The sequence below is a fragment of the Streptomyces sp. NBC_01341 genome (assembly GCF_035946055.1).
GTDB lineage: Bacteria > Actinomycetota > Actinomycetes > Streptomycetales > Streptomycetaceae > Streptomyces.
Window position 1 is genome coordinate 1289591 of sequence record NZ_CP108364.1, and the last position, 25203, is coordinate 1314793.

Sequence of the window (25203 nt, forward strand, 5' to 3'; positions counted from 1 at the left end):
CCCAGTCCTGTCATGCCCACGTCCAAAACTGCCGGTGGACAACACCCTGCCCCGCCCGCCGTCTCCGCTGTCGGACTGCGCAAGTCGTACGGCGGCAGGACGGTGCTCGACGGCATCGATCTGCGCATCGCGACCGGGTCCGTATTCGCCCTGCTCGGTCCGAACGGGGCCGGCAAGACCACAGCCGTCAAGATCCTCTCCACCCTCATCGGCGCCGACGGCGGACAGGCCCAGGTCGCCGGCCACGACATCGCCACGTCACCGGACGGGGTCCGTGCGGCGATCGGGGTGACCGGGCAGTTCTCCGCCGTCGACGGACTCATCACCGGCGAGGAGAACATGCTCCTCATGGCAGACCTGCACCACCTGCCCAAGGCCGAGGGACGCCGCGTCGCCGCCGAACTCCTCGAACGCTTCGACCTGACGGACGCGGCGAGGAAACCCGCCTCCACCTACTCCGGCGGCATGAAACGCCGCCTCGACATCGCCATGACCCTCGTCGGCAGCCCCCGCGTCATCTTCCTCGACGAACCCACCACCGGCCTCGACCCCCGCAGCCGCCACACCATGTGGCAGATCATCCGCCGACTCGTCACCGACGGCGTCACCGTCTTCCTCACCACCCAGTACCTCCAGGAAGCAGACGAACTCGCCGACCGCATCGCCGTACTCCACAACGGCACCATCGCCGCCGAAGGCACCCCCGACGAACTCAAACGCCTCGTCCCCGGCGGCCACATCCGGCTCCGCTTCACCGACCCCACCGCCTACCGCACCGCCACCACCACCCTCACCCCCACCACACACGACGACGAAGCCCTCTGGCTCACCCTCCCCTCCGACGGCAGCCAACGCGACCTGCGCACCCTCCTCGACCTCCTCGACACCCACCACATCCACGCCGACGAACTCACCGTCCACACCCCCGACCTCGACGACGTCTTCTTCGCCCTCACCGCCCCCACCCTCCCCACACAGCCCAACCAGCCCAAGGAGAACGCCCGATGAGCAGCCTCACCCTCGCCGTCCGCGACTCGACCACCATGCTGCGCCGCAACCTCCTGCACGTACGGCGCTACCCGTCCCTCACCCTGAACCTGCTGCTCACCCCGGTCATGCTGCTCCTGCTCTTCGTCTACGTCTTCGGCGACACGATGAGCGCGGGCATCGGGGGCGGCGGCGCGGACCGGTCCGAGTACCTCTCGTACCTCGTCCCGGGCATCCTGCTGCTGACGATCGGTGGCACCACGATCGGCAGCGCGGTGTCGGTCTCCATGGACATGACCGAGGGGGTCATCGCGCGCTTCCGCACGATGGCGATCCACCGCGGGTCCGTGCTGATCGGGCACGTCGTCGGCAGCGTCCTGCAGTGCATGATGAGCATCGTCACCGTCGGAGCCGTCGCGGTGGCCATCGGGTTCAGGTCCACCGGCGCCACCGCCGTGGAGTGGCTGCTGGCCCTGGGCCTGCTCACGCTCGTCGCCCTGGCGCTGACCTGGATCGCGGTCGGGATGGGCCTGTCCAGCCCGAACGTCGAAGCGGCGAGCAACAACGCCATGCCGCTGATGATCCTGCCGCTGCTCTCCAGCGCGTTCGTCCCGCTCGACGCGATGCCGGGCTGGTTCCGGCCGGTCGCGGAGTACCAGCCCTTCACGCCCGCGATCGAGACCCTGCGCGGGCTCCTCCTCGGTACCGAGATCGGCGACAACGGGTGGATCGCCGTCGCCTGGTGCCTCGGACTGGCCGCGCTCGGGTACTTCTGGTCCACCTCGCTGTACAACCGCGACCCGAAGTAGCGCCGGAGGGACCGGCGGGAAACCGTCCCGCGGTTCGTCCCGCTCCCGGGGCCGCGCACACCGACACCGCGTCGGCGTCCGCCGCCCCGCCGGCGCGTCACAGGTACTGGCAGGTCCCCCGCGGCAGATACGTCCCGTGGCCCGCGTGCCCCACGTAGGCGCGGTCCTCGATCACCGGCTTCCCGCGCGACAGGACCGTCTCCACGCGTCCCGTCACGCGCTTGCCCTCGTAGGCGGAGTAGTCGACGTTCATGTGGTGCGTCTCGGCGGAGATGGTCTGCTCAGCGCCGGGGTCGTAGACGACGATGTCGGCGTCGGCGCCCGGTGCGATGGTGCCCTTCTTCGGATAGAGCCCGAACATCCTGGCCGGGGAGGCGCAGGCGATCTCGATCCACCGCCTGCGTGAGATGTGGCCGTCCACGACGGCCTGGTGGAGGAGGTCCAGCCGGTTCTCGACGCCCGGCATGCCGTTGGGGATCTTGGAGAAGTCCCCTCGCCCCATCTCCTTCTGGCCCGAGAAGCAGAACGGGCAGTGGTCGGTGGAGACCACCTGGAGTTCGTTGTTGCGGAGTCCGCGCCAGAGCGCCTCCTGGTGCTCCCGGGGACGCAGCGGGGTCGAACAGACGTACTTCGCGCCTTCGAAGCCGGGTTCGGCAAGGTTGTCCGTGGAGAGGAAGAGGTACTGCGGGCAGGTCTCCCCGAAGACCGGGAGGCCCTTGTGGCGCGCGTCCGCGATCTCCGCGACGGCCTCGTCGGCGGAGACGTGTACGACGTACAGGGGCGATCCCGCGACCCGGGCGAGCTGGACGGCGCGATGCGTGGCCTCGGCCTCCAGGGCCACCTTGCGGACGTCGCCGTGGTACCGCGGGTCGGTGCGTCCTTCGGCCAGCGCCTGTTCGACCAGGACGTCGATGGCGATGCCGTTCTCCGCATGCATCATGATCAGGCCGCCGTTGCCGGAAGCGCGCTGCATGGCCCGGAGGATCTGGCCGTCGTCGCTGTAGAACACGCCCGGGTAGGCCATGAAGAGCTTGAACGACGTGACGCCTTCCGCCACCAGGCGGTCCATCTCCTTGAGCGAGGAGGCGTTCACGTCCGACATGATCATGTGGAAGGCGTAGTCGATGGCACAGTTGCCGTCCGCCTTCCCGTGCCAGGTGTCGAGCCCTTCCTGCAACGAGCGGCCCATGGTCTGGATGGCGAAGTCGACGATCGTCGTGGTCCCGCCCCAGGCCGCGGCCCGGGTGCCGGTCTCGAAGGTGTCGGCGGCGTACGTCCCGCCGAAGGGCATCTCCATGTGCGTGTGCGCGTCGACGCCACCGGGGATGACGTACTTTCCCGTGGCGTCGATCCTGCGGTCGGCACTCCAGCTCGCCGCGGCGTCGGTGCCGTGGGCGGCGAGAGCGGCGATGCGGCCGCCCTCGATCAGTACGTCGGCGTGGATCTCGTCGGACGCGGTGACGACGAGTCCGCCGTGGATGACGGTGCGGCTCATGTGCCCCTCCTCGCGGTGGCGGAACGGGCCTGTACCCGTGGACCGGCTGCTCGATGACGTACGTGGACGTGGTGCGCCCCGCGGCGGGGACGTCCGCCGCGGGGGCCCTGCCGTCAGATCGCCGCGTGGAGGGCGTCGGCCAGGATCGCCGCACCCTCCTCCGCCTCGGCGACGGTGAGCGACAGCGGTGGCGCGATGCGCAGGACGCTGGTGTTGTGACCGCCGCCCTTGCCGATGAGCAGCCCGCCGGCGCGGGCCGCTTCCAGGACGGCGGCGGCCGCTTCCGGATTCGCCTCGTCGGTACCGGGCTTCACCAGCTCGATACCGATCATGAGCCCCCGGCCGCGGACCTCCTTCACGGCCTCCGAGGCCGCTCCGACCGCGCGGAGCCGCTCGATGAGCAGCCCGCCCACCCGCCGGGCGTTGCCCTGGAGGTCGTGCTCCAGGAGGTACGAGAGGTTGGCGAGCCCTGCGGCCATCGTGACCGGGGATCCGCCGAACGTCGAGATGGAGTTGGCGTCCAGGCAGTTCATGACGTCGGCCCGGGCGACGACTCCTCCGATGGACATGCCGTTGCCGATGCCCTTGGCGAAGGTGATGATGTCCGGCGGTCCGTTCTCGGCGTGCGCCTGCCAGCCCCAGAAGTGGTCTCCGGTACGGCCCCAGCCGGTCTGCACCTCGTCGGAGATCCACAGGATGCCGTGCCGGTCCAGGACCTCGCGGAAGGCGGCGTACAGCCCGTCCGGGGGTGCGGTGAATCCGCCGACGCCCTGGACCGGTTCGGCGATCAGCGCCGCGGGCTCCCGGGTGTGCCCGAGCAGGTCCTCCAGGTCGGCGACGCACGCCTTGATGAACCGCTCGTCGCTGAGCTCGGCGTACGGTCCGCGGCTGCGGACCCCGCCGTGGACGTACAGCGTCTGCAGCGGGGACAGGGTCGTCGGGGACCAGCCCTTGTTGCCTGTGATGGACACCGCCGAGAAGGACCTGCCGTGGTAACTGTTGCGCATCGCCAGGATCTGGTTCGACCCGCGGTGGGCGGTGGCGAGCAGCAGGGCGGCGTCGTTGGCCTCGGTGCCCGAGGTGGTGAAGAAGACCCGGGCGTCGGGGATTCCGGAGAGTGCGGCGATGCGCTCGGCCAGCTCGACCATCGGGCGGTTGAGGTAGAGGGTCGATGAGTGGATCAGGCGGCCGGCCTGCTCGGTGACGGCCTTGGTCACCTCGGGCAGGGCGTGCGCCGTCATCGTGGTGAGGATGCCGCCGAAGAAGTCGAGGTAGCGGTTGCCGTCCGCGTCCCAGACGTGGCGGCCCTCGCCGTGGGTGAGTTCGAGGGGCTGCCGGTAGTAGAGCGCCAGCCACTCGGGGCTGACGGCGAGGTGCCGCTCGTGCAGCCCGGTCACGGCTCCACCAGCCCTTCGTACGCGTCGGGCCTTCTGTCCCGGTAGAAGGCCCACTGCTTGCGGACCTCCTCGATCAGCCCGAAGTCGAGGTCGCGCACCAGGAGTTCCTCCTCCTTGTCGCTCGCGACGTCCCCCACGAACTGCCCGCGCGGGTCGACGAAGTAGCTGGTGCCGTAGAAGTCGTTGTCGCCGTACTCCTCCTGGCCGACGCGGTTGATCGCGGCCACGAAGTACTCGTTGGCGACGGCCGAGGCCGGCTGTTCCAGCTGCCACAGATGACCGGAGAGCCCCCGTGAGGTCGCCGAGGGGTTGTAGACCAACTGGGCTCCGCTGAGTCCGAGTTGACGCCACCCTTCGGGGAAGTGCCGGTCGTAGCAGATGTAGACGCCCACCTTGCCGACGGCCGTGTCGAAGACCGGCCAGCCGGCGTTGCCGGGCTTGAAGTAGTACTTCTCCCAGAACCCCTTGACCTGCGGGATGTGGTGCTTGCGGTACTTGCCGAGGTACGAGCCGTCGGCGTCGATCACGGCCGCGGTGTTGTAGTAGAAACCGGACTGCTCGATCTCGAAGACCGGCACCACGATCACCATGCCGGTCTCGCGGGCCAGCTCCTGCATGCGGCGGACCGTCGGACCGTCCGGCACGGGTTCGGCCCAGCGGTAATGCTCGGGTTCCTGCACCTGGCAGAAGTAGGGGGCGTTGAAAACCTCCTGGAACCCGATGATCCGCGCGCCCTGCCGGGCTGCCTCGCGAGCGTGTTCCTCGTGCTTGGCGATCATGGATTCGGTGTCGCCGGTCCAGGACGCCTGGACGAGTGCGGCGCGTACGACGTGGGACATGAGCTGCTCCTTCGACGCGGCGTCAGAGAGCCTCTACGCGTTCTCTACGCCCGTAGACACGGTGCATAGGAGGAGAACGTAAGCCCCGTCACACAGCGGGGCAAGACCATCGCCGTGAACCGGCGGAGTCGATCATGTTTCACACCCGAGCGGTCCATCTGGGTCCACGGGCCCCCGACCCAGTGCGCCCAGGGCCCCGTATGCGGCCTGGACGAAGGGCGCGAGGGGTGTCGGGGCCGAGTTGTTCAGCGCGACGAGCGCCGTGCCGGAGGCCGGGAGGAACCCCGCGAACGCCGTGAATCCCCGTGTGCCCCCGGAGTGATGGAGCAGCGCGCCGTCGGGGCGCGGACGGAGGTTCCAGATGAGGCAGATGCGCGAACCGGTCCTCGGTACGCCGAGCCGGGGCCGCTGGACCTCCGTGAGCGCGGTGCGCAGGAAGGGATCGGATACGGAGCCGGGGTCGAGCAGGAGCCCCAGGAGGCGCAGCAGGTCGCGGGCGCTGGAACGCACGGCGCCGGCGCCGGCCAGCCCAGGCATCAGCATCACCGGACGGGCACGGCCGTGCCAATGCCCGGTCACCTGAGGTCTGTTGGGGTCGCAGTCGGTGCGGGACAGACCGAGCGGTCCGGTGATCCGGTCGGCCAGCAGGCCGGCGTAGTCGCCCCCGTCGCCACCTGCCGCCCTGGCGAGGACATGGCCGAGCAGGGCTCCGCCGAAGTTGGAGTACAGCACCCGGGTGCCGGGCCGGTGGCGCGGCCGGGTGCGGCGCAGCGAGGCGAGCAGGTCGCCCTCGGAGAAGCCGGCGTAGGGGTTGCTGAGCCAGCCGCTTCGGACCGCCCGGGCCAGCAGCCCCGGGGGCAGCCGGGGCAGGCCGGAGGTGTGGGTGGCCAGATGCAGGAGGGTGAGGGGCGGCCCGGGGAGCCGGAAGGGGAGATAGCGGTCGGCCCGGTCGCCGTAGCGGACTTCGCCCCGCGCGGCGAGTTCGGCGAGCAGCAGGGCGGTGAACGTCTTGGTCAGCGAGCCCGTCTCGAATCGGCTGTTCTCGTCCACCGGGCCGCGGCACAGCACCGCGCGCTCGGCGCCCCGCACGGCGGCGACCGCGGCCGCCGGTCCGTCGGCGGCCGTCAGGAGGGGTCGGAGACGCTCGCTGAGCGGGGGTCGTGTCACGCCTTCACCCCTGTCCGGCCGCCCGGGCGAGTGCGACGGAGCCGGCGACGGCGGCGACCACCACCGTGTGCTGGTGGTCGGTGAACCGCTGTTGCGGGTCGTCGTCGACGGGGTCGCCGTCGCGGGGTACGAGGCCGTCCTCGTGTTGGAGCGCCGCGACGGCCTCCCAGTCCTCCGGACGGCAGTAGGGATCCTCGATCGAGGCGCCGACGACGAGCAGTTCCGTCACGAGGTCCCACTGGCCCACCTCACGCCAGACGTCGATCCAGACGGGGAGCCAGGTGCGTACGTAGTCGGCGAGTTCGGGCGGCAGACCGCCCGGGTTCCCGCCCCAGTCGGTGAGGTGGAAGACCGTGTGCGTCACGGCGTAGGCGGTGATCCAGTTCATGGCCCACGGCTCCGGCCGCGCCCCGAGCCAGGTCGCAGCGGCGAGGGCCCTCGGGTCGTCGGGGTGGTCGAGTCCGACGACCCGGGCGGCGTTGGCGACGGCGAGCCTGCGGTTGGGAAGCACCTCGACGCTGTGCACCGACCGCATGCGGGACCGGTGGGCGAGGAGCCGGTCGAGTTCGGCGTGACGGTAGCCGCAGCGCACGAAGGGGGCGTACATCTCCAGCGGGTCCGTCATCAGCGTGTGGCGGAGCTGGCGTTCGTAGATCATGTCGCCCTGGCGGAACTGCTCCCAGGTGAAGTCCATCAGGCTCTGGGCGGCGGCCAGGCGGCCGGGCCCGGCGACGCCGTCACGCAGGATGAGGGAGGCCGCGAGCGTGGTCTCCCCGAGGGGTTTGTAGACGCTGTCGGGGTCGGCCATCGTCTCGGTGGTGCCGGGCGGGAGACCGCCGAGGTCCCGGTTGGCGTGCAGCCATGAGAGGGCCCTGTCCGCCATGCTGCGGGCCGCCCGGGTGACGGGCTCGGGGATCGTCGTCATGTGCGTGCCGCCTCAGGGGGTGTGCCGGGCCGGGATTCGAGGAAGTGACGGGCGATCGCCAGGTCCAGCGCGGCACGCGGGCCCGGACCGCCCACCAGTTGCACGTGCTCGGCCGCGATGTCCGGGTCCAGAGGGAGGGCCACGCCCTCGTGCCGGAGCCACGCCAGCCAGCGGACGAGGCGTACGGCGGTGGGGAAGTCGCGGCGCAGGATCGAGCGGCTGACGCCCCGGCTCAGCGGCAGGGCTCCGCGGCGGGCGGCCTCGTGCACCGGGCCGTCGAGACCGGCCGTGGCGAGCGGGGCGAGCTGGGACATGCGGACGGACCAGGTGCTCCAGTCCCCCGTGCTGGTGAGCTGCGCGGTGGCCTGCGGTTCGGGGGCGGGTGCGCGCAGGGTTTCGTCACCGGAGAGCCGGGCGAGCAGGACCGCGGTGGCGTTGTCCCGCAGGGCTACCACCGGCTCCTCGGTGGTGTCGGACGCGGGAAAGGCGTCGAACGCCTTGGCGACCACGGCAGCGTCCTGCGTCTCGAAGGGCTGTCCGGTCAGGAGGTGAGGGCTGAAGAGGTCGGCCCCGAGGACCCGGACGGCGGCGAGCGCCGCGAGCGTGTCGGGGGCGTCGTCGACGAATCGCGCCGGCTGCACAGCGCCCCCGGTACCACTGAGGGCACCGAGGACGCTGCCTGCCAGGGCGTCAGCCGCCTCGGCGAAAGCGGAGTGGGAACTCACTTGCCCCGGGACTCCTTCGGCTCCTTGGGAGACAGGAGGAGAAGCGCGAGCAGGAAGCCCGCCGCTTCGGGGGTGTAGAGCGGGGCGTCACTGACTACCGCCTCGGGCTCCGCCATCAGGGCACTCAGCGTGGTGGTCTGGGCCGGGGTCGCGGTGAGAGTGATCTCCTGCGTAAGCATGGTGCCTCCACTTCACTGGGCTGACATGTACCACTTGTGTGGTTATGCCTCGACCGACCCTAGGGGGTGGAGGGGGATTTCTCTCGGCAAGACCGTGTGCACTGGCGACGTGCATGGGCCACACCCAGGGCAGAAGCCGCCCGCCGCCCGCAGGCGGGGAATCCGGTACAGCCGGCGGGCCCTCAGGAGCGGAGTGCGGCGTCGAGGTCGCGGATGATCTCCCCCACGCGCCCGCCTCCGGGAGGCGCCGCGGGCAGGCGCCCGAGGACGGCGGTGACCGCGGCCGGCGCGTGATCGCGCGCCCACGTCAAGGTGCCGGAGGCGGCCTCCGCGTCGTCCCCGGACGCCAGTTCCTCCACCCGCGCCGCGTGGGCCGCCGCACCGAGGACGTGCTTCACCTGGTGCGCGCTCGCCTTCGGATGGAGGTAGGCGGCGGCCGCCGCGTGGCCGGCCGCGCGTGCGGCATCGGCCGCCGCGCCCGGCTCCGCCTCCCGCGCCGCCCGGTGAGCCGCCCACGCGCGATCACGCAGATCGCGTGTGCGCCGCCCGCCCCGGGCAAAGGCGTCCGCCGCTTCGACGGCTTCGCGTGGGCGCGCGTCGGCGGGACGGCTCCGCTCGAAGACGGACAGCGTCCTGCGCGCACATTCGGCCGCGTAACCCGCGATCTCGCGCAGTTCGTGCTGGCCCAGTTCGATCGTCCCCGGCTCGTTCGGCATGCTCCGATCCTGCCCCAGCGGGCCGCCCCCGGACGGCCGGGGGCCGGACATCGGATGTCGCGACGGCGTAACCTCCCTGGCCCTGCCGCCCCGTCGTTCCGGGACGACGCCCCTGAGAGCCTGTCGGGTGGATCAGCGCGCGGCGTCAGATGCGGTGCATCGCAAGGCGGAGAGACGTTCGCATACTGGATGCATTCGGGCGTTCCGACAACGCGGCGAGGCGCCGTAGCTGTCGTCGCGCGCCCGCCAGGGATTGCGGGACAGCCCTCAGGGTGCCGGAATACCCGCGACCCGCAGGGCGTGGACCAGGTCCCACTCCCGCGCCGCCGACACCTCACGCGCGGCAGCGAGCAGTTGGGGGACGAGGTGGTGTGGGCCGCCCTCCGCGACACGGGCCGCGTCCTGCGGGGTGCGCGCACGGACGAACGCGCCCAGCAGCGCCCGCGCCTCCGGTTCCAGGCCCGCCCGGTCGAGCGCGACCACGGCGTCGGCGATCTCCTCGGCGGGCCGCGCCACCCCCTGCCGCAGCAGGTGCCCGCAGTCCTCGGTCCGGCCGGCGGCCGCCAGCGCGCCTGCCGCTGCGGCGAGTTCGGCGGGCGGGAGGGAGGAGACCTCCCACAGGAGGGTGGCCCGGTCGGCCGCGAGCCCGGCCCCGTCCAGCGCGTCGGCGAGCACCGGCAGATGCGCGGCGGGCCGGCCGGCCGCCTCGCAGAGCACGACGTGCGCCTCACCGCTGCGGCCGTCCGCGCGAAGCCGCACCAGCAGCGCGACGGCATCCTCGGCGGCGCGCCTCGCCGCGAGGTCGGGAGGGGCGGGGCGCGGGCCGGCGCGCCCGGCGCCGTCCCCGGCCGGAGCGCCCCCGAAGCGGGCCCCGCGCGGGCGGGCCGCCTCCGGTGCGGGCGCCTGCGGTTCGGTCGTGCCCGCCGGGACCGGGTTCGCCTCCAGCTCGTCCTCGATGTCCAGCCCCGCGAAGCGCGCCCCGCGCGATCTCCTCCGCTTGGTTCCGGTCTTCTTCCCCGCGCCGGGGTCAACCCCGCTCGCCGAGGGCCCTGAGGGCAGGTGGGGAGGGGCGATCGTGGGCTCGCCGCCGGCTTCCGGGCGTTCCGCCCCCTGGGCGCCGAACCGCCCTTCGGACGCGGCCCGTTCCACGGCTGCGAGCCTGTTCCGCAGTTCCGCGCAGCGGGCCGAGGCTCGGGCGTGGTCGTCCCGCGCCCAGGCCACCGCGTCCGCGTCGCCGTCCGCCGCTCCGGCTCCGGTCTCCCGCAGCCGCCAGGCCGCACCGGCCTGTTCCCGGAGCATCACTCCGAGCCGTCCGGCGAGTGCCTCCCGTCCGCCGGGGCGCCCGTCGTGCGCGGTGACGGACGCGGCCCACAGGGCGGCTGCTTGTACGGATTCCTCGGCGGCGAACGCCGTGCCCCGCACCGCGGCGAGATCCTGGAGCAGCGATTCGACCACGTCCCAGGGCGGTACCTCGGCCCCCTCGAAGCAGGCGCGCATACCCTCGGGATCGCGCGTGCCGAAGACCGCGTACCAGCCCCGGCCGGGATCGAGCAGCGCGGCCAGGTCTCGTAGGTATTGTGCGAACACCCTTACTGCCAAAGCATGTTGATGCACTGTCACCGTCGCCCTCGCCGGCCGCCCGACTGGAGCACTCCAGTCCGCAGGCATTCGACCGCAGGCGTGTTACGACGGGACTACGCGCGCTTTTCCGGCGTGGTGCGTCCGAAGCGCCGAACGGCTCCGCGCGCCCCCTCAGAAGGTGACGGCAATGCCCGTGTGGGGCCGCTTGCCGAGGCGGGCGACCATGGCCGGCCAGTCCACCAGCCAGAACTTCCAGGTGTACTTGCGGGACAGCAACGTGCGCACCGCGCGGGTCCCTTCGCCGTCGAGCAGCCGCGCTTCCCCCTCCGCGCTCGGCGCACCCTCCGCGATCCTGCCGCGGACGTCGCAGACCGTGACGCGCACCCGGCTGTCGTTGCGCAGCCGCTTGACCTTCCAGCTGTCGGAACGGGTCCAGACGTACAGCACGCCGTCGCCGGCCGCGGCCCACACGGGGGTGGCGACGGGTGTGCCGTTCTTCCGGTACGTCGTCAGGCTGACGTATTCACTGCGGGCGAAGTCCTGGAGGGTCACGGGCGCGACCCTACTCGCCCTATGCCGTGAGCGGCAGGTTCCCCGCGTCCGGCACGGGCACGGCGACCGCCAGGACACGCGGCAGCAGCTCGTCCATCGACAGGCCCAGGGCTCCCGCGAGTGCGGCCACCGTGAAGAACGCCGGGGTGGGCGCCCGGCCCGTCTCGATCTTGCGGAGCGTCTCGGCCGAGATGCCCGCGTCCGCGGCGACGGCGACCATGCTGCGTCCGCCGCGCGCCTCGCGCAGCAGCTCACCGAGACGCTCGCCACGCAGGCGCTCCTCGGGTGTCAGTGGGTTTCGTACCATGCCGTCATTCTAATACCGACCGGATCGGTATAGTAATTGGCCGGGAGTGGCCGTCCTCATCGAGGTGGTGCGGTCCGGCGGTGAATCGGTCCGGCGGTGATGTGTCACCCCACGACCGCGGCAGTCCTTCAGTCGCCGGCCACGAACTTCGCGGCGAGGGCCTCGCCCTCGGCGACGGCCGCGTCATGGTCCTCGATGGGTGACACCGCTGAGTCGCGGAACAGGATGTACGTGACGCCGGACGCGGTTCCGCCGGTCTTCGGGTCGGGGTCGATCCCGAGCCTCTTCGCCGCGGCGTACGACGCCTCCCCGATGATCCCGGTGGGCCCCGTGTCACCGACGACGGCGTACAGGACTTTGCCGCCGTGCACGACGGCGGCCACGGAACCTCCTCTGATCCCGTGGTCGGCGTACTTCCAGAGCGGGCCGGGGCCGGGTACGACGATGTAGGGCAGCGCGCTCGAGTCCAGGGGTTTGCCCGCCGACGTCTGGAACGCCGTCCCGGGCTGGAAGGCGGGATCCGTCTTCCTGTTGCAGACGGCGGTGGTGCGGCCGTCGCAGTCGATGTCCATGTCCGCCGTCCAGAACACGGCGCTCTTGGTCCCGCACACGGGGATCTTCGCCGGGCCCCCCTGGTCCGTCCGGTACATCCCGTGGGAGATCCGGTCGCAGGTCTTCACCCGGTCCAGCAGTTCGGCGGCCCGGACCACACCCTCGCTCGGAGCACCGGAAGACTGCGCGGGAAGAGCGGAGGCGGGCAGTGCCGCGGCAGCGAGGACGGCCGCGCCCGAGGCGGCGACGAGGGCGAGCATGCGCGTACGCACCGTAGGAGATGCCTTTCACTGGACACGGCGGGCCCTGGCGGGTCCACCCTGGCCGACGCGGCGCCCCACGGGCAGGGCCGCCGCGAGGCCCCGGGGCCGGTACGGGCGCGCAGTCGGCGTCGTACCGGCACCGGGGCCGAGGAGCGGCGAGCCGTCAGGAACGGCCGCTCGGATGCACCACCATGGCCGAGCCACCGCCGCGCCGCACCTTTTCCGCGGCCGCCAGCCAGCGCCCGCCCGGCAGCCGCTGGATACCGGTGGCCGCGCCGATCTCCGGGTTAGCCTTGAAGACGTGGCCGAGTGCTTCCAGTTCCGCCCGCACGGGGCTGTTCCACAGGCCGGGCTCGATCTCGGTGGTCGCCGAGTTGCGCTGGCTGGCGCGGGGCGCGGCGATCGCCTCGACCAGAGGCAGCCCGCGGTCCAGATGGCCGGTCAGCGACTGCAGGACGGTCGTGATGATCGTGGCCCCGCCGGGTGAGCCGAGGGCCAGCAGGGGCTTTCCGTGCTCCAGCACGATGGTCGGCGAGATCGACGAGCGCGGGCGCTTGGCCGGCCCCGGCAGGTTCGGGTCGTGGACCGCCGGGTTCGCCGGGGCGAAGGAGAAGTCGGTCAGCTCGTTGTTGAGCAGGAAGCCGCGCCCGGGCACGGTGATGCCGCTGCCGCCCGTCGACTCGATCGTCAGGGTGTAGGCGACGACGTTGCCCCACCTGTCGGCCGTGGTGAGGTGCGTCGTGTTCTCGCCCTCGTACGTCGTCGGGGCCGCCACCTCACCCTGGGCGCACCGGGCGGGGTCGCGGGGATCGCCCGGTGCGAGGGGGCTGGTCAGGACGGCGTCGTCCTTGATGAGGCAGGCCCGCGAGTCGGCGAATCGCTGCCCGAGCAGTTCACGGGTGGGCACGTCCTCGAAAGCCGGATCGCCGACCCACCGTCCCCGGTCGGCGAAGGCGATGCGGCTCGCCTCGATGAGCCGGTGGAGGTACCGCGTCTCGCTGGCCTTCGAGAGGTCGGTGGACTCCAGGATGTTGAGCGCTTCGCCGACGCTCGTCCCGCCGGACGACGAAGGCGCGATGCCGTACACGTCGAGTCCCCGGTAACCGACCCTGGTGGGGGCCCGGTGCAGCGCACGGTACGCCCTGAGGTCACCGGTCGTCAGGTCTCCCGGGCGCACGACCCGTGCGGCCGCCGGGTCCACGGGGGGCTTGCGCACCGTCGACACGATGTCGCGCGCCAGAGCGCCGCGGTACAGCTCGTCGACACCCTTGCGCCCGAGGGTCCGGTACGTACGGGCGAGATCGGGGTTCTTGAAGACCGAGCCGGCCACAGGCGGCTGCCCCCCGGGCAGGAAGAGCTCGGCGCTCGCGGGGAAGTCGGCGAAGCGCGCCTGGTTGGCGGCCGTCTGCGAGCGGAAGGTCTCGTCCACCGTGAATCCGTCACGGGCCAGCCGCTCGGCGGGTTCGAGCAGCTTTCCGAGCGGCTTGCTGCCCCAGGCGTCGAGGGCCTCCTGCCAGGTGGCGGGGGTGCCCGGGGTGCCGACTCCGAGGCCGCTGGTGACGGCGTCGTTGAAGGCGATCGGCACCCCGTTCTCCTGGAAGAGCGAGGCGTCGGCGCTCCGAGGGGCGGTCTCGCGCCCGTCGATCGTCCGGACGGTGCGGGTGGCGGCGTCGTAGTGGACGAAGTAGCCCCCGCCGCCGATTCCCGCAGAATACGGCTCGGTCACCCCCAGTGCCGCCGCGGTGGCGACGGCGGCGTCGACGGCGTTGCCTCCCTTGCGGAGGACCTCGATTCCCGCGGCGGACGCGTCCGCGTCGACGCTCGACACGGCTCCCCCGTATCCCACCGCCACCGGCGACTTGGGGGGCGGCACGGGGGGCGCAGATGCCGCGGGTGCGGCGGCACCGAACGAGCCCAGGACGGCGATCACGCTCAGGAACGACACATTCCGGCCGACGGAATGACGCATCCGTACCTCCAGTGAAGGATCGTCCGCGCAGGGTAACGCCGCACCACCCGGCCCGTCAGGACCGCCTCGGCCATGGGTGCGAATGGCTCCCCTCCACTCGCGGCTGCTCCTCAACTCGCCCGCGAGCAGCCCCTCTTCGGGCATCGAGGAGATTTCGGACGCGCTCGCCGTCGAAGGCGGCACCTGCGGGAACGCCGAGGCGACGCGGCACATCGCCGCGTCGCCTCGGGTCGGACTGCACGTTCTCCTGTCCTGGGGGCCGGCCCTCAGGACCGCACCCGTGTCACCCGCCTCCGCGCCCCACCCGCTCCCAGGACAGGACACCCGTGCGCATCTCTCCCCAGATGCGTGTGGGGGTGGCCAGCGCCAGTTGCAGCACCTCGCCGTCGAGTCGCGCCACGCGTAGCTGCGCCCCTCCCATCCAGTTGGGGAACAGGCTCAACGCGACGTCGTGGATGACGGTCGCACCGTCCGGAACACGGAAGGGCCCGGCGTAGGCGAGGTAGTTGCGGGCCGCCTCGGTCAGCTCCTCCGGGCGGCCCGACTCCAGACGGTCCGTGTCGAACAGCGGCCGGTCCGGCCGCGTGATCTGAGCCGACATGTAGCCGTCGGCCGAATAGATGATGAGACCGAGCGGCCGGTCCCCGAAGGGGCGTACGACCTCTCCGTCGTCCACGCTGCGCGCCTCGTACGACACGAGGCGCCACGCGCCGACCAGGGCGGCGCGCAGGTCGTCAGGCGTCATGGTGTCTGCGCCGCTCACAGCAGTTGGTCCATGGTGATGGGGAGGGAGCGGATGCGCCGTCCTGTGGCGTGGAAGACCGCGTTGGCGATCGCGGGAGCGATGCCGACGATGCCGATCTCCCCGATGCCCTTGGTACCGATGGGGTTGGCGCGGTCGTACGAGCCGACGAAGGCGACCTGCATGTCGGGGACGTCGGCGTTGACGGGGACGATGTAGTCGCCGAGCGTGGCGTTCGCGATGCGTCCGGTGACGTCGTCGCTGATGGCTTCCTCGAAGAGGGCCATCCCGATGCCACCGACGGTTCCGCCGATGATCTGGCTGGCGGCGGTCTTCTCGTTGAGGATGCGGCCACCGTCGATGACGGAGACCGCGCGGGCCACCCGCAGTCGCCCCAGGTCGCGGTCGACGTGGACCTCGACGAACTTCGCCCCGAACGCACCGGCCGGTGCCATGCCCAGGTCCTGCGGCTGCACGGGGGTGCTCTCGCCGTCCGCGGTCAGCTCCTCGACGGCATGCCGCCTGAGGATCTCGGCGTACGACTCACCCTTCGACGGGTCGTCGCGGCGGCGGATGTACCCGCCGTCGACGTCGACGTCGTCGACCGAGCATCCTCGCAGAGGGGAGTCCGCGTCATTCGCCGTCAGTTCCAGGAAGTCCCCGATGAGCCGGCGGCACGCCTCGTACACCGCGCTGCCGATGGAACCCGTCAGGCCCGAGCCTCCGGTCTGGGGGGCGAAGGGCATGGAGCCGTCACCCAGCCCGAACGTGACCTGCCCGACGTCCAGGCCCAGCAGTTCCGCCGACAGCTGGGTGAACACGGTGTACGCGCCGTTGCCGATCTCCGTTCCGGCGCTGCGCACGTAGGCGGTCCCGTCCTGCCGGACCGTCGCGCGCGCCTGGCAGCGCGCCCGGAACCAGGGGTAGCCGACGGCGGCCAGACCGTAGCCCACGAGCAGATTGCCCTGGCGCATGGAGCCCGGTTCGGGGTTGCGCCGCGACCATCCGAAGAGTTCCGCGCCGTGCTCGAGGCATTCCTTGTGCGCACGGCTGGACCAGGGCAGCCCCAACTGGGGGTGTACCGCCGCGTCGTTGCGCAGGCGCAACTCCAGCGGGTCCATCCCGAGCTCGACCGCGAGCTCGTCCATCGCGCACTCCAGCGCGTAGTTGCCCGTCGTCGCCCCCGGGCCGCGCATGGAGTTGGGGACCGGAATGTTGAGACGGGCCTGGACGTCCCTCGTCGAGACGTTGGGGCAGGCGTACGAGGTGCCCGAAGCGGTCGCGGTGGGCTCGAAGTTGTCGTCGTCGATCGCGGTCGACGTGAGCGCATCGTGCTCGATGGCCACGAGCTCGCCGGAACGGGTGGCGCCGATCCGCAGGCGCTGCTTCCCCTTGGGCCGGTGACCGCAGGCCGTGAACATCTGCGGCCGTGTCAGCACCAGCTTCACCGGGCGCCCCGTCTCCCGTGCGGCCAGGGCCGTCAGGACGACGTGGGCCCAGACCCGGAGACCCGCGCCGAACCCTCCCCCGACGTAGGGCGCGATGACGTGCACGGACTCCTCGGGAAGGCCGAAGACCGCCGCCAGCGACGTGCGCTCGAGGGTCGGCCATTGCGTCGAGTTGTTGACGAACAGCGTGTCGCCCTCCCACCGGGCGACGGTGGTGAGCGGCCCCATCGGATTGTTCGTGTTGTCGACAGTGGTGTAGGTACGGTCGATCGTCACGTCGGCGTCGGACAGCGCAGCGGCGGCGTCGCCTCTCTGCACGTCTCGCTTCCAGGGATTCGTACGCCGCTCCGCGCGCGGGTCCTCCAGGTCCAGGACGGCTTCGCCCGGCGCGTAGTCGACCCGGACGAGGCCGGCGGCCTCCGTGGCCTCTTCGAAGGTCTCCGCCACGACGACGGCCACGTGCTGGCCGTAGTGGAGGAGCACATCGTCCTGGAGCGGCGCCGGCGGTGACACACCCAGTGGCGTGACGGGCGCCCGCTCGAGAAGACCGGCGTTGTGGTGCGTGATCACACGGATGACTCCGGGGGCCCGTTCGGCAGCCGTGGTGTCGATGCCGGTGATGCGTCCCGCCGCGACCGTGCCGCGCACGAGCACGGCGTGCGCCATGTTCGGATACGTGTAGTCGTTCGGGTAGTCGGCCTTCCCGGCCACTTTCAATGGCCCCTCGACGCGGTTGATCCCCGGGCCGAGGAGGGGGCGAGAGGTCGTCGTCATGAGCTGACTCCCGTGACTGTCTCCAGCGCACGGACCAGCGTGCGCTGCGCGAGTTCCACCTTGAACGCGTTCTGGGGACGCGGCTGGGCCCCGGCCAGCGCGGCACGTGCGGCCGCGCGGAACACGTCGGTGCTCGCCGCGCCACCGGTCAGGACCTCTTCGGCCTCGAGGGCGCGCCACGGATGCGTGGCGACTCCGCCCAGGCCCACCCGGGCCGAGGTGATGACCTGGGCGTCGTCCAGCACCACCGCCACGGCCGCGGACGCCAGCGCGAACTCGTAGCTCGCCCGGTCGCGCACCTTGAGGTAGTCCGAGCGCGCGCCGTCCGGCAGGAGCGGCACCTCGATCGCGGTGATGAGTTCACCGGGCTTCAGCACGTTCTCCACGTCCGGGGTGTCCCCCGGGGGCCGGTAGAAGCCCGTGAGCGGGATCGTGCGGTCCCCGTCCTGGCCGCTGGCGTGGACCACCGCGTCCAGAGCGATGAGCGCCACGGCGAGGTCGGACGGGCTTGTGGCGATGCAGTGGTCACTGGTCCCGAGAACCGCGTGCGTGCGGTGCGCACCGGTCAGGGCCGCGCACCCCGTGCCGGGCTTCCGTTTGTTGCATGCCGCGACCGACGGGTCGCGGAAGTACCGGCAGCGGGTGCGCTGCAGGAGATTTCCACCGATGGTCGCCATGTTGCGCAGCTGGACCGAGGCGCTGCGCAGGAGCGCCTCCCGCACCAGCGGCAGGCGCTCGGTGACGACGGGGTCGGCCGCGAGTTCCTCCATCGTGGCCAGCGCTCCCACGAAGAGGTTCCCGCCCCTGAGTTCGACACCGCCGAGGGGAAGACGTGTGATGTCGATCAGCCGGCCGGGTCGCAGCACCCCGTCCTTCATCAGGTCGAGCTGGGTCGTGCCGCCTGCGAGGAAGCTGGCATCACTGTCGGCCCCGGCTTCGGCCAGGGCAGTGGCCACCTCACGTACCCGAACGTAGTCGAACGGCCTCATTCGTGATCACCGGCCACTTCCTGGATCGCGGCGACGATGTTCTGATAGGCGCCGCACCGGCAGATGTTCCCGCTCATGTACTCGCGGATCTCGTCGGGCGAGCCGGCCCGTCCTTCGGACAGCAGCCCGAGGGCGGACATGATCTGGCCCGGCGTGCAGTACCCGCACTGGTATCCGTCGTGCTTGAGGAACGCGGCCTGCATCGGATGCGGATCGTCGCCGTCCGCCAGTCCTTCGACGGTGGTCACCTCGCGCCCGTCGCACTGCGCCGCCAGGGTCAGACAGGACAACACGCGCTTGTCGTCCACGTGCACGGTGCACGCACCGCATGTTCCCTGGTCGCATCCCTTTTTCGTGCCGGTGAGACCCAGCTCGTCACGCAGTGCGTCAAGCAGCGTGACCCGGCAGTCCGTACGCAGGTCATGCACGTCACCGTTGACCCTCAGAGCGAACTCTGCCTGTGGGACGGACTGCGAATCGGTGGGTTCCGCTCGCGATGTCATTGCACCTCGTCTCCGGTACCACTGTGAAAAGAAACCTGCGTTCCTGCGACGCCTCGAATTCGGCGCCCATCCGTTACCGGCTTCCCGGTGATGACCGGGCGCCGAACACTGGAGTGAGGGAATTCTGCCGCCAGGTACCTCCGCACGACGCACGCCCATGGACAAGCGGCGTACATTCACCCGACTGCGGCGACACCGTCGACAGAACGCCGATACAGCCCCGCACCTGTTTACCGCACACGGAATTGTTCGTACGGCAACGGTACGAGCACCGGGACGTCATCGCATCCGCTTGCCCTTCCGGACCGCCCGGTCGATGGCAGCGGGAGGCTTCAGACATTCCGGTGGATGGGCGTGGACGCGCCGCTGAGGTGGGCGCCGGACCCTCCGTACCGGTGGGCGACGATCTCCGCGGCGATCGACAGCGCGGTCTCCTCCGGCGTACGGGCGCCGAGGTCGAGACCGATCGGGGAATGCAGGCGAGCCAGCTCCGTCTCGGTCAGGCCCGCGTCCCGCAGGCGGTCGAGACGGTCGAGGTGGGTACGCCGCGAGCCCATCGCACCGACGTACGCGACAGGCAGGCGCAGAGCCACCTCCAGCAGAGGGACGTCGAACTTCGCATCGTGGGTGAGCACGCAGATGGCGGTGCGTCCGTCCACCCGGTCCGCGGCCGCTTCCTGGTCGAGATAGCGGTGCGGCCAGTCCGCGACGATCTCGTCGGCGCCGGGGAACCGCAGGCGGGTGACGAACACCGGCCGGGCGTCGCAGACGGTGACCCGGTAGCCGAGGAACGTCCCGGCGCGGACCAGGGCAGCGGCGAAGTCGATCGCACCGAAGACCAGAAGCCGGGGCGGCGGCACGCTGGATTCCACCAGGAGGGTCAGCGGCGTCCCGCAGCGGCTGCCGTCGGCACCGACCACGAGCGCGCCGGTGCGGCCGGCCGCGAGCATCGCCGCTGCGCCCTGCGCGGTGGTGCGGTCGCGTTCGGCATCACCCAGGGAACCCTCGTAGGAGCCGTCGGGCAGCACCAGAAGGGCCCGGCCGAGAAGTTCGGCGGGGCCGACGACGATCCGGGCCACGGCCGCCGCCTCGCGGGCGACGGCGGCGGTCAGGGCGTGCACGACTTCGGGGCGTTCGCCGGGGTCGATCCTCTGGACCAGGATCCCGATCCGGCCGCCACAGGTCAGGCCGACCGAGAAAGCGTCCTCGTCGGAGTAGCCGAACTCCTCGTGGACGGTGGCGGGACCCTCGCCGGACAGTGCCTGCACGCACAGGTCGTAGACGGCTCCCTCGACGCATCCCCCGGACACGCTGCCGATCACGTTGCCGCCGCCGTCGACCGCGAGCGCCGCCCCGGGCTGCCGCGGAGCGCTGCCACCGGTGGAGACCACGGTGGCGACGGCGAACGGCATGCCCCGCTCGCACCAGCGGGACAGCTCTTCGGCGATGTCCAGCACAGGGGCTCAGCTCCTCCGGAAACGCGTGGCGCACAGGCAGCCCCGGCCGGTCGGTCTCCGGCTGCGCACGCGGGGCCTCGGACCGCGGATTCCAGCTCGTCCTTTCCGCGCGCACGCATGCCGACGACGTCCGCACGGCGCGTCATCGGGTCACATTACGACACTACGCTCACGTCGCTCCGCCGTTAATTCGCCGTGCCTGCGCGAGGCCGCGTGCGAGGAGACCACAGAACTGCGCACCGGAATTCCCCGTCGGGACGCAGTGGCGCCGGGTGGACGGCACAACCAATCGGTCTGGCAGTGGACGATGCCTCGTGCGACGATTATCTGACGCGGAAATCACGCAGCGGGTGAGCGATCCCGCACGGAAAGGCAAGCGCATGGATTCGACGCGCGAATCCCCCGGAATTCCGGTCATCGGCACCGGTCCGAAGCGGAGCGCTGATTTCCGGGTCGCGCCGCCCCCGGCCGCCGCCCCACCGCGCCCGGGCCGCACCCCCTCGTCGGGCCCTCCCGCAAAGGCCGGGGCGGCCCACGAAGCCCCATCGCGCGCCGGTCCCGCCACGGGTCCGCCGCTCGTCATCCGGACCATGAGGAGAAGCCCGTGTCCGAGAGCTACGACCCCCGACACACTGCTGTACTGCTGGTCGACCCCTACAACGACTTCATCTCCGAGGGCGGCCTCAACTGGGAGCGGCTCGCGCCGGTGGCCCTGGACGTCGGCCTCGTCGACCACCTGCGATCCGTGGTCGCGGCCGCCCGCGGGGCCGGCGTGCGAGTGGTGTTCGTCCCTCACCGCCGCTGGGAACCGGGGGACTACGACACCTGGTCCTACCCGAACCCGACGCACCGGGCCATCCAGAAGAAGCACAGCTTCGCCCGTGGCACCTGGGGCGGGGAGTTCCACCCCGACTTCCAGCCACAGGAGGGTGAGCTCGTCGCCCATGAACACTGGTCGCAGAGCGGGTTCGCCAACACGGACCTGAACCTGATGCTGCAGCAGCACGACATCAGCCACGTGATCCTGATCGGCGTGCTGGCGAACACCTGCATCGAGTCGACCGGCCGGTTCGCCATGGAGCTCGGCTACCACGTGACGCTCGTGCGCGACGCCACCGCGGCGTTCTCCCCCGACATGATGCATGCCGCACACGAGTTGAACGGGCCCACGTTCGCCCACTCCATCGTCACCACGGAGGAGATCGTCTCCGTGCTCGAGGAGTTGCCCGGCGCGGCCTGACCGGAGCTGCGGGCTGTGGCCCGCGAGGTGTCAGCAGCCCCGCGTCGCCCGTCTGTGCGACGCGACGCGGGGCCGGATGAATGTGGAATCTGGTCGGCAACGCCCCCTCATCCTCTGTGCGGACGGGCATCGGAACGGCCTTCGCCGTCGGCGCGGACTCGTGTCCCGCGCCCACGGCTCCCGGCCGGTCCTGTGTCGCCCTGGCGACCGGCGGTGCCGGTCCTCATCACTTCGGCCGTTCCCGGCCGGCACACAGCTGACCTTCTCCCCGACCGGGCACGGGTGGGTCGTCTCCCGTACCGCGGTGCGAGGGGTGATCACCGGCTGCTGCCGGGCGGGTCCGGCCGACGGCTAGCGGACGCCCGGCAGCAGCGGTCCCGGCTCGGCGGGAGTCACGCCCGCTCCCTCCGCCTTGGGGTTGCGGCGTTCGCGTTTCGCCACCCATGTGGCGAACCAGGAGAGCAGCATGCACATCCCGATGTAGATGGGTGAGATCACCATGACCACGGGGATGAACGGCAGCCCGTAGTCGAGGTTCGAGGCGATGAGCTTGCCGGCGTGGAGGAACTCCTCGTAGGTGATCAGGTAGCCGAGCGAGGTGTCCTTGAGCGCGACGACCAGCTGGCTGATGATCGTCGGCAGCATCGCGCGGACCGCCTGGGGCGCCAGTACGTGCGTGGTGACCTGCGTCTTGCGCATCCCCAGGGCGTACGCCGCTTCCCGCTGCCCCCGCTCCACGGAGTTGACGCCCGTGCGGAAGACCTCGGCGAGCACCGAGCCGTTGTAGAGGGTCAGCCCTGCCACGAGCGCCGGGAGGGGCTGGACCTTGAGGGCCACGAAGATGAAGAAGATCATCACCAGCACCGGCATGGCCCGGAAGAACTCGACCAGCAGGGTCGCGAGCCAGCGCACCGGCCGGTGGTCGGACAGCCGCCCGACCGCGAGCACGGCGCCCAGAGCCAGGGAGAGGACCGCCGCGTAGGCGAAGGCCTTGAGCGTGTTGCCGAGCCCGCGCAGCAGCAGTTCCTGGATGCCCACGTAGATGAAGGGCGTCCACTTCTGACTGGTGAACTGGTTCGTGTCGAAGAGCAGATAGAGGATCCAGCCGAGCAGGCAGATGATCACGGCCGTCGCGGCGATGCCGTAGGCCAGGTGACGCTTGCGCGTCGCCGGCCCCGGGATGTCGTAGAGCGCGGAGGCGGAGGCGGTGGAGTGGGTCATCGGGCGACTCCCCAGCGCTTCTCCATCAGGTTGAAGAGTGCGCTGATCGCGAGGGTGATGATGAGGTAGCCGACGGCGATCCAGACGAAGGACCAGATGATGCTGTAGCCGAGTTCGTTGAGGGTCTTGTAGGTGCCCAGCAGCTCGGTGACGCTGAACGCCCCGGCGATCGCGGAGTTCTTGGCGAGAGCGATGAGCGTCGACCCCACCGGCGGGATCACCGAGCGGAATGCCTGGGGCAGCACCACGCTGCCCAGCGTCTGCCCGAAGGACATGCCGAGACTGCGGGCCGCCTCACCCTGACCGGTGGGCACGGTGTTGATCCCGGAGCGCAGGGCCTCGCAGATGAAGGCGGAGGTGTAGCAGCCGAGGGCGAGGACCGCGAACACCTGGAAGGGCAGGACGAGTCCGAAGCGCGGCAGGCCGAGGAGTACGGCGAAGAACAGCAGGGTCAGCGGGGTGTTCCGCAGCACCGCGACCCAGACGGTGCCGATCACCCGGAGCGAGCCGACGGGAGCGACCCGGAAGGAGGCCATGACGAACCCGAGCACGAGCGCCAGGATCGAGGCGTAGACGGTGAGCTCCAGGGTGCCCAGGAATCCCTTGGCGTAGAGCGAGAAGTTCTGTGTCAGTACGTCCATGGTGGTGGCAGGGCCCCTCAGTTCGCCGGGTAGCGGTCGATGGGCGGCGGTGTCGGCGCGGGTACCCCGGAGAGGCCCAGGGTCGCTTCGAACGCCTTCTTCCAGTTCCCGTTCTTCTCGTTCGCCTCCAGCGCGTCGTCGAGTGCGAGGCGCAGCGCGGTGTCGCCGCGCGGCACGCCGATGCCGTAGGGCTCCTCGGAGAAGGGTTTGCCGACCACCTTCATCTCGTCCGGTGCCTTGGCCGCGAAGCCGAGGAGAATGGCGTCGTCGGTGGTGACGGCGTCGACCTGGAAGGTCAGCAGGTTGTCGACGCAGATCGAGTACGTGTCGTACGCAACCAGGTCCGCCTCGGGGTAGTCGGCGGCGATGCGCTGGTACGGGGTCGATCCGGCGGCCGAGCACACGGTCTTGCCCGCCAGGTCCTGCGGGCCGTGGATGTCGTTTTCGTCGGTGCGGACCAGCAGCCCCTGACCCGCCATGTAGTAGGGCCCGGCGAAGCCGACGAGCTTCTTGCGCATGTCGTTGATCGTGTAGGTGCCGACGTAGTAGTCGATCTGACCGTTCTGGAGTGCCGTCTCCCGGTTCGCGGAAGCGATGGTGCGGAAGCGGATCGTGTCGGGCCGGAAGCCGAGGGAGGCCGCCATCATGCGGGCGATCTCGATGTCGAAGCCGGAGTAGACGCCGGTGGCCGGGTCCTTCTCACCGAGGTACGGCTGGTCCTCCTTGACCCCGACGGCGAGGTAGCCGCGCCTCTTGGCCTTCGTCCACGTCCTGGACTCCGGAAGGCGGAATCCGGTGTCGACGGTGTACCGGGGCAGAGCACCCGCCTTCGGGCCCTCGACGGGGGGGCTGCCCTCCCTGCCGCACCCCGCGGCGAACGCGGCGAGCAGGAGGCAGACCAGTACGGCCGCGATGTTCCTCGTACGCAACACGGTGCCCCTGTCAGTGCTTGAGGATCTTGGACAGGAAGTCCTTGGCGCGGTCGCTCTCCGGGGCGGTGAAGAAGTCCTCCGGGGTGCGGTCCTCGATGACGCATCCGTCGGACATGAAGACCACACGGTTGGCGGCGGAGCGGGCGAACCCCATCTCGTGCGTGACGACGACCATGGTCATGCCCTCGCGCGCGAGCTGCCGCATGACCTCCAGGACCTCGTTGATCATCTCCGGGTCGAGCGCGGAGGTCGGCTCGTCGAAGAGGAGCGCCTTGGGGTCCATCGCGAGGGCGCGCGCGATGGCGACGCGCTGCTGCTGGCCGCCGGAGAGCTGGGCGGGGAGTTTGTCGGCCTGCGAGGCGAGCCCGACCCGCTCCAGGAGCTCCCGGGAGCGCTGGTCGGCCTCGCCCTTCCCGCGCTTGCGGACCTTGAGCTGGGCGAGAGTGACGTTGGCCAGCACGGTCTTGTGGGCGAACAGGTTGAACGACTGGAAGACCATGCCGACTTCGGCCCGGAGCTGCGCAAGGCCCTTCCCCTCCTCGGGGAGCGGCTTTCCGTCGATGGTGATGTGACCGGACTCGATCGTCTCGAGTCTGTTGATGGTCCGGCAGAGGGTCGACTTGCCCGATCCGGAGGGGCCGATGATCACCACCACCTCCCCGCGGCCGACGGTGAGATTGATGTCCCGCAGTACGTGCAACTTTCCGAAGTGCTTGTTGACGTCCCGCAGTTCGATCAACGGATCGACGGCCATACGCTGCCCTGCCCACTTGTCGATGGTGTCGAGGTCAGC

At 70.9% G+C, this 25203-nt stretch carries 25 protein-coding genes; 3 read left to right on the forward strand and 22 right to left on the reverse strand.

What is annotated here, in order from left to right; genetic code table 11:
- Positions 1–12 precede the first annotated feature (12 nt).
- Together OG206_RS05740 and OG206_RS05745 are read left to right on the forward strand one after the other, a co-directional pair.
- Positions 13–1008 (forward strand): ATP-binding cassette domain-containing protein, encoded by a 996-nt coding sequence (locus tag OG206_RS05740; protein WP_327112861.1) that lies wholly within the window; start codon positions 13–15, stop codon positions 1006–1008.
- Positions 1005–1796: an ABC transporter permease gene (locus OG206_RS05745; RefSeq protein ID WP_327112863.1), complete on the forward strand. Its 792-nt coding sequence runs from the start codon at positions 1005–1007 to the stop codon at positions 1794–1796. The genes OG206_RS05740 and OG206_RS05745 overlap by 4 nt, the downstream gene beginning before the upstream one ends.
- Positions 1797–1893: 97 nt before the next feature.
- On the opposite strand, the gene hydA is transcribed toward OG206_RS05745, so the two are convergent.
- From hydA to OG206_RS05835, 18 genes are all read right to left on the reverse strand, one after another.
- The gene (gene hydA, locus OG206_RS05750) at positions 1894–3291 is read right to left on the reverse strand and encodes a dihydropyrimidinase (RefSeq protein WP_327112865.1); all 1398 of its coding nucleotides are present in this window, start codon (positions 3289–3291) and stop codon (positions 1894–1896) included.
- Between the two features lie 113 nt (positions 3292–3404).
- Positions 3405–4688, reverse strand: a complete 1284-nt coding sequence (locus tag OG206_RS05755) for an aspartate aminotransferase family protein (protein ID WP_327112867.1) — start codon at positions 4686–4688, stop codon at positions 3405–3407.
- Positions 4685–5527 (reverse strand): nitrilase-related carbon-nitrogen hydrolase, encoded by an 843-nt coding sequence (locus OG206_RS05760; protein ID WP_327112869.1) that lies wholly within the window; start codon positions 5525–5527, stop codon positions 4685–4687. Before OG206_RS05760 ends, OG206_RS05755 begins: the two co-directional genes overlap by 4 nt.
- A 132-nt stretch (positions 5528–5659) precedes the next feature.
- Complete coding sequence (locus tag OG206_RS05765; protein WP_327112871.1) at positions 5660–6694, reverse strand: serine hydrolase domain-containing protein; 1035 nt, start codon at positions 6692–6694, stop codon at positions 5660–5662.
- A 4-nt stretch (positions 6695–6698) separates the two neighbouring features.
- The gene (locus OG206_RS05770; protein WP_327112873.1) at positions 6699–7619 is read right to left on the reverse strand and encodes a DUF6895 family protein; all 921 of its coding nucleotides are present in this window, start codon (positions 7617–7619) and stop codon (positions 6699–6701) included.
- Positions 7616–8344 carry a hypothetical protein gene (locus OG206_RS05775; protein ID WP_327112875.1) on the reverse strand — a complete coding sequence of 243 codons (729 nt, stop codon included), beginning with the start codon at positions 8342–8344 and terminating at the stop codon, positions 7616–7618. Before OG206_RS05775 ends, OG206_RS05770 begins: the two co-directional genes overlap by 4 nt.
- Positions 8341–8523 (reverse strand): hypothetical protein, encoded by a 183-nt coding sequence (locus tag OG206_RS05780; RefSeq protein ID WP_327112877.1) that lies wholly within the window; start codon positions 8521–8523, stop codon positions 8341–8343. Before OG206_RS05780 ends, OG206_RS05775 begins: the two co-directional genes overlap by 4 nt.
- A gap of 182 nt (positions 8524–8705) precedes the next feature.
- The gene (locus tag OG206_RS05785; protein ID WP_327112879.1) at positions 8706–9239 is read right to left on the reverse strand and encodes a putative immunity protein; all 534 of its coding nucleotides are present in this window, start codon (positions 9237–9239) and stop codon (positions 8706–8708) included.
- 267 nt (positions 9240–9506) lie between these two features.
- Positions 9507–10859, reverse strand: a complete 1353-nt coding sequence (locus tag OG206_RS05790; RefSeq protein WP_327112881.1) for a hypothetical protein — start codon at positions 10857–10859, stop codon at positions 9507–9509.
- 132 nt (positions 10860–10991) lie between these two features.
- Entirely contained in the window at positions 10992–11372 is a 381-nt protein-coding gene (locus OG206_RS05795) for a PPOX class F420-dependent oxidoreductase (RefSeq protein ID WP_327112883.1), read from the reverse strand.
- A gap of 19 nt (positions 11373–11391) precedes the next feature.
- Positions 11392–11679 carry a helix-turn-helix domain-containing protein gene (locus OG206_RS05800; protein WP_327112885.1) on the reverse strand — a complete coding sequence of 96 codons (288 nt, stop codon included), beginning with the start codon at positions 11677–11679 and terminating at the stop codon, positions 11392–11394.
- Positions 11680–11807: 128 nt separating this feature from the next.
- A complete protein-coding gene (locus OG206_RS05805; RefSeq protein WP_327112887.1) occupies positions 11808–12503 on the reverse strand; it encodes a glycoside hydrolase family 75 protein in 696 nt (231 codons plus the stop codon).
- A 154-nt stretch (positions 12504–12657) separates the two neighbouring features.
- Positions 12658–14463, reverse strand: coding sequence for a gamma-glutamyltransferase (gene ggt, locus OG206_RS05810; RefSeq protein ID WP_327112889.1), 1806 nt, complete (start codon positions 14461–14463; stop codon positions 12658–12660).
- A 283-nt stretch (positions 14464–14746) separates the two neighbouring features.
- Complete coding sequence (locus OG206_RS05815; protein WP_327112891.1) at positions 14747–15226, reverse strand: lipocalin-like domain-containing protein; 480 nt, start codon at positions 15224–15226, stop codon at positions 14747–14749.
- A complete protein-coding gene (locus tag OG206_RS05820; protein ID WP_327112893.1) occupies positions 15223–17427 on the reverse strand; it encodes a xanthine dehydrogenase family protein molybdopterin-binding subunit in 2205 nt (734 codons plus the stop codon). Before OG206_RS05820 ends, OG206_RS05815 begins: the two co-directional genes overlap by 4 nt.
- On the reverse strand, positions 17424–18416 hold the full coding sequence (locus tag OG206_RS05825) for an FAD binding domain-containing protein (protein ID WP_327112895.1): 993 nt from the start codon (positions 18414–18416) through the stop codon (positions 17424–17426). The genes OG206_RS05820 and OG206_RS05825 overlap by 4 nt, the downstream gene beginning before the upstream one ends.
- Complete coding sequence (locus tag OG206_RS05830; RefSeq protein WP_327112897.1) at positions 18413–18919, reverse strand: (2Fe-2S)-binding protein; 507 nt, start codon at positions 18917–18919, stop codon at positions 18413–18415. The genes OG206_RS05825 and OG206_RS05830 overlap by 4 nt, the downstream gene beginning before the upstream one ends.
- Positions 18920–19251: 332 nt before the next feature.
- A complete protein-coding gene (locus OG206_RS05835; protein ID WP_327112899.1) occupies positions 19252–20376 on the reverse strand; it encodes an XdhC family protein in 1125 nt (374 codons plus the stop codon).
- A gap of 604 nt (positions 20377–20980) precedes the next feature.
- Between OG206_RS05835 and OG206_RS05840 the strand changes: the two genes are divergently transcribed.
- Positions 20981–21616 (forward strand): isochorismatase family cysteine hydrolase, encoded by a 636-nt coding sequence (locus OG206_RS05840; RefSeq protein ID WP_327112901.1) that lies wholly within the window; start codon positions 20981–20983, stop codon positions 21614–21616.
- 351 nt (positions 21617–21967) lie between these two features.
- On the opposite strand, the gene OG206_RS05845 is transcribed toward OG206_RS05840, so the two are convergent.
- The 4 genes from OG206_RS05845 to OG206_RS05860 are packed head-to-tail and all read right to left on the reverse strand — an operon-like array spanning position 21968 to position 25164.
- Positions 21968–22837 (reverse strand): amino acid ABC transporter permease, encoded by an 870-nt coding sequence (locus tag OG206_RS05845; RefSeq protein ID WP_327112903.1) that lies wholly within the window; start codon positions 22835–22837, stop codon positions 21968–21970.
- Positions 22834–23478 (reverse strand): amino acid ABC transporter permease, encoded by a 645-nt coding sequence (locus OG206_RS05850; protein WP_327112905.1) that lies wholly within the window; start codon positions 23476–23478, stop codon positions 22834–22836. Before OG206_RS05850 ends, OG206_RS05845 begins: the two co-directional genes overlap by 4 nt.
- 17 nt (positions 23479–23495) lie before the next feature.
- Positions 23496–24410: a glutamate ABC transporter substrate-binding protein gene (locus OG206_RS05855; RefSeq protein ID WP_327112907.1), complete on the reverse strand. Its 915-nt coding sequence runs from the start codon at positions 24408–24410 to the stop codon at positions 23496–23498.
- A gap of 10 nt (positions 24411–24420) precedes the next feature.
- Entirely contained in the window at positions 24421–25164 is a 744-nt protein-coding gene (locus tag OG206_RS05860; protein WP_327112909.1) for an amino acid ABC transporter ATP-binding protein, read from the reverse strand.
- Positions 25165–25203 lie beyond the last annotated feature (39 nt).

What these genes read in the sequence shown, in the direction of transcription:
- OG206_RS05740 (WP_327112861.1), top strand. Translation starts at nt 13, where the DNA reads ATGCCCACGTCCAAAACTGCCGGTGGACAACACCCTGCCCCGCCCGCC.
- OG206_RS05745 (WP_327112863.1), top strand. Translation starts at nt 1,005, where the DNA reads ATGAGCAGCCTCACCCTCGCCGTCCGCGACTCGACCACCATGCTGCGC.
- hydA (WP_327112865.1), bottom strand. Translation starts at nt 3,291, where the DNA reads ATGAGCCGCACCGTCATCCACGGCGGACTCGTCGTCACCGCGTCCGAC.
- OG206_RS05760 (WP_327112869.1), bottom strand. Translation starts at nt 5,527, where the DNA reads ATGTCCCACGTCGTACGCGCCGCACTCGTCCAGGCGTCCTGGACCGGC.
- OG206_RS05770 (WP_327112873.1), bottom strand. Translation starts at nt 7,619, where the DNA reads ATGACGACGATCCCCGAGCCCGTCACCCGGGCGGCCCGCAGCATGGCG.
- OG206_RS05780 (WP_327112877.1), bottom strand. Translation starts at nt 8,523, where the DNA reads ATGCTTACGCAGGAGATCACTCTCACCGCGACCCCGGCCCAGACCACC.
- OG206_RS05785 (WP_327112879.1), bottom strand. Translation starts at nt 9,239, where the DNA reads ATGCCGAACGAGCCGGGGACGATCGAACTGGGCCAGCACGAACTGCGC.
- OG206_RS05800 (WP_327112885.1), bottom strand. Translation starts at nt 11,679, where the DNA reads ATGGTACGAAACCCACTGACACCCGAGGAGCGCCTGCGTGGCGAGCGT.
- ggt (WP_327112889.1), bottom strand. Translation starts at nt 14,463, where the DNA reads ATGCGTCATTCCGTCGGCCGGAATGTGTCGTTCCTGAGCGTGATCGCC.
- OG206_RS05820 (WP_327112893.1), bottom strand. Translation starts at nt 17,427, where the DNA reads ATGACGACGACCTCTCGCCCCCTCCTCGGCCCGGGGATCAACCGCGTC.
- OG206_RS05825 (WP_327112895.1), bottom strand. Translation starts at nt 18,416, where the DNA reads ATGAGGCCGTTCGACTACGTTCGGGTACGTGAGGTGGCCACTGCCCTG.
- OG206_RS05830 (WP_327112897.1), bottom strand. Translation starts at nt 18,919, where the DNA reads ATGACATCGCGAGCGGAACCCACCGATTCGCAGTCCGTCCCACAGGCA.
- OG206_RS05845 (WP_327112903.1), bottom strand. Translation starts at nt 22,837, where the DNA reads ATGACCCACTCCACCGCCTCCGCCTCCGCGCTCTACGACATCCCGGGG.
- OG206_RS05850 (WP_327112905.1), bottom strand. Translation starts at nt 23,478, where the DNA reads ATGGACGTACTGACACAGAACTTCTCGCTCTACGCCAAGGGATTCCTG.
- OG206_RS05860 (WP_327112909.1), bottom strand. Translation starts at nt 25,164, where the DNA reads ATGGCCGTCGATCCGTTGATCGAACTGCGGGACGTCAACAAGCACTTC.